Consider the following 2,275-nt stretch of genomic DNA (forward strand, 5'->3'; position numbering starts at 1 on the left):
TATAAGTGCATGGGCAACGTTAACTTCAGGGATTGTCGGCGGTTTAATCAGCGATAATAGCACCGGAGTTGCCAATGCCGCCCAAGCCGGGAAAGTGGTGGTTGAGAATAATGCGCTCAGTGATCTTGTTGATGCTCAAGCGGCAGGTAAAACACCTCAGAAAGTCGCTGAGGAACGGGTAAATGCAGAAATAGAGCGTTACAAGAAAGAAAACTGTGCAGGAATGAGCGCAGGTGCCTGCTCAGCTAAAATGGCAGAAGACCGAGACAAATTCTTCAGAGAAGCCACCTCTTTAGGTATTGATTTTGTGCCTGTGGTCGGTGATTTCAAAAGTTTTGCTGAAGCTGATGACTGGATTGATTACACATTAGCTGCGACGGGTACATTACCATTTGCTAAAGTATTCACGAAACCACTGAAAGAAGCCAAATTACTATTAAAAGCGGGGGATCTTGATGGTGCTAATAAGCTTATAAAAGAAGCGAGTGATGCCATACCAACAAAATCGCCTTCTAATCCAACCTCGCAGTCATCCAGTGGTACATGGAAGCCAAGTGATTCGAAAATTAATGCAGGCGAGTATCAAATTTCAAATGGATCACCTAATGCGATAGATAAAGGTAATTTAGCTAATCCGATCACTCAGTCCCGTATAAATGTCCAAAGTGGTGATTCAAAAGCTGGATGGGAGCATGTTATCAAACGTCATTTTTCTGGAAATTCAAATGCTAGCCAATTTACAATTAGTGAATCCGAACTTAAATCATTGTTACAAAATCCAGAGGTAGTAAAGATACCGATAAGTAAGACTCAAACATCATTGAATAAAGCAACAGGTAAGGAAGAAATATTATATCAACGAACAATCATTTTAGATAAACAAATTGGAATTGATAAATTTAGTAATGGTCCTACGAATAAAATGACTATCCTTACTGATAAGCACGGAAATTTAGTTACAGCAACTCCTGGAGTTATAAATTAAACATGAATAATAATGATGAGTTAATAAAGTTTAAAGAAATTGAAAAAGAAATTATCTTACCATTTCTTCAAAAAGAGTTTTCTTTTTTAAATTCCGTAGATATTTTATATCAAGGAATAGATCAATGCGTTGAAATTTATGCTTATTTAGTAAATAAGCAATTTGTAATAGAGTTCGACCTCTCGACTATAGATCATAGTATAACTAAAAATGAAATTTTGACTGTACAAGAGTATGAAAAAAGTCTTCAAGGGAAAGGGCGAGCTAAAAAAGAAGCTCGTGAATTTTTACGAAAATTAATGCATAAAGAAGCATAGCGAATGAACATTGATTAATCATATGTAATTAATTATAAATGGGCTTCCACGACGGAAACCTAGATTCTTCCGTGACCAGTAACGGCGGGGTTTGTCACATAAACGACCGGTAGAGTGACGATTCATAACACAATGATTTTGAGGCTAAATCCAGTCACATAACCCGTAATTTATTCAATGTTATTCAATTGAGGTAGTTTTTAGCTTTGGTGACGAAATTTTCTGGGCTTCCGGCGTAGAATCCCTAAATAATTGTTGTTGAGATATACAATAGATGGAGAAAAACCCGTGATTAAAACTTTTACTAATGCTCAAAGTGGAAATTAAATATGAACGATCAAATTATATACCAAAAAATTGGACAATTGCTTATTGATTCGAGCCCCTCTGATGCTAAAAAAATTATCGTTAGAGCTCAACTTTTTTGTGAAAGAAATGGTTGTACTTATGAATTTGACTATGTAGATAAAAATAATGAATTAAACTGGTATGATCCTGATGGTAAAGCTATAAATGATTTAACTGATATATTAGAAGATTTGAGAAGTTTTTATATTGATAACATAAAATCGGAAAAAAAATCATTTTGGCATGGGTGTGAAATTACTTTAGATCTAGAAACAATGAAAATTAATATAGATTTTAAGTACGAAGATTAAAATAAGATATTCAGAGATTGTAATTTACATCATATACTTTGCCTACTTTTAATGTATTAATTTCCATTTAAAAGTAGGCAAAGTATATGATGGGAAGAAAAGTTTTCAAATATTTTTGATCTGAGTTTATTAAGGAAATTATTACAGGATTATACCAACCAATCAGACTTTGGTACGGGCGGCAAATACACCCGTGCCATCCAAGCCATCACCGTATTTACACAAGGTGTCATGGGCAACAATATTGTTACCGCGATTGCTAATGGTTCCGCCCCTTATCTTGCTAATGAAGTGAAAAACCAAATTCAAGGTAA

3 protein-coding genes are annotated in these 2,275 nt (G+C 34.8%); all 3 read left to right on the forward strand.

The window, feature by feature from the left end; translation table 11 throughout:
• The coding region (locus tag GWJ01_RS05225; protein ID WP_161710783.1) for a VENN motif pre-toxin domain-containing protein at nucleotides 1-985 on the forward strand (985 nt) is incomplete at its 5' end.
• Nucleotides 986-987: 2 nt separating this feature from the next.
• Nucleotides 988-1,302, forward strand: a complete 315-nt coding sequence (locus GWJ01_RS05230) for a hypothetical protein (protein WP_109402992.1) — start codon at nucleotides 988-990, stop codon at nucleotides 1,300-1,302.
• Between the two features lie 329 nt (nucleotides 1,303-1,631).
• Nucleotides 1,632-1,961, forward strand: coding sequence for an immunity protein YezG family protein (locus GWJ01_RS05235; protein ID WP_161710716.1), 330 nt, complete (start codon nucleotides 1,632-1,634; stop codon nucleotides 1,959-1,961).
• Nucleotides 1,962-2,275 lie beyond the last annotated feature (314 nt).

The organism is Proteus sp. G2618, assembly GCF_009915995.1.
Taxonomy (GTDB): Bacteria; Pseudomonadota; Gammaproteobacteria; order Enterobacterales; family Enterobacteriaceae; genus Proteus; species Proteus terrae.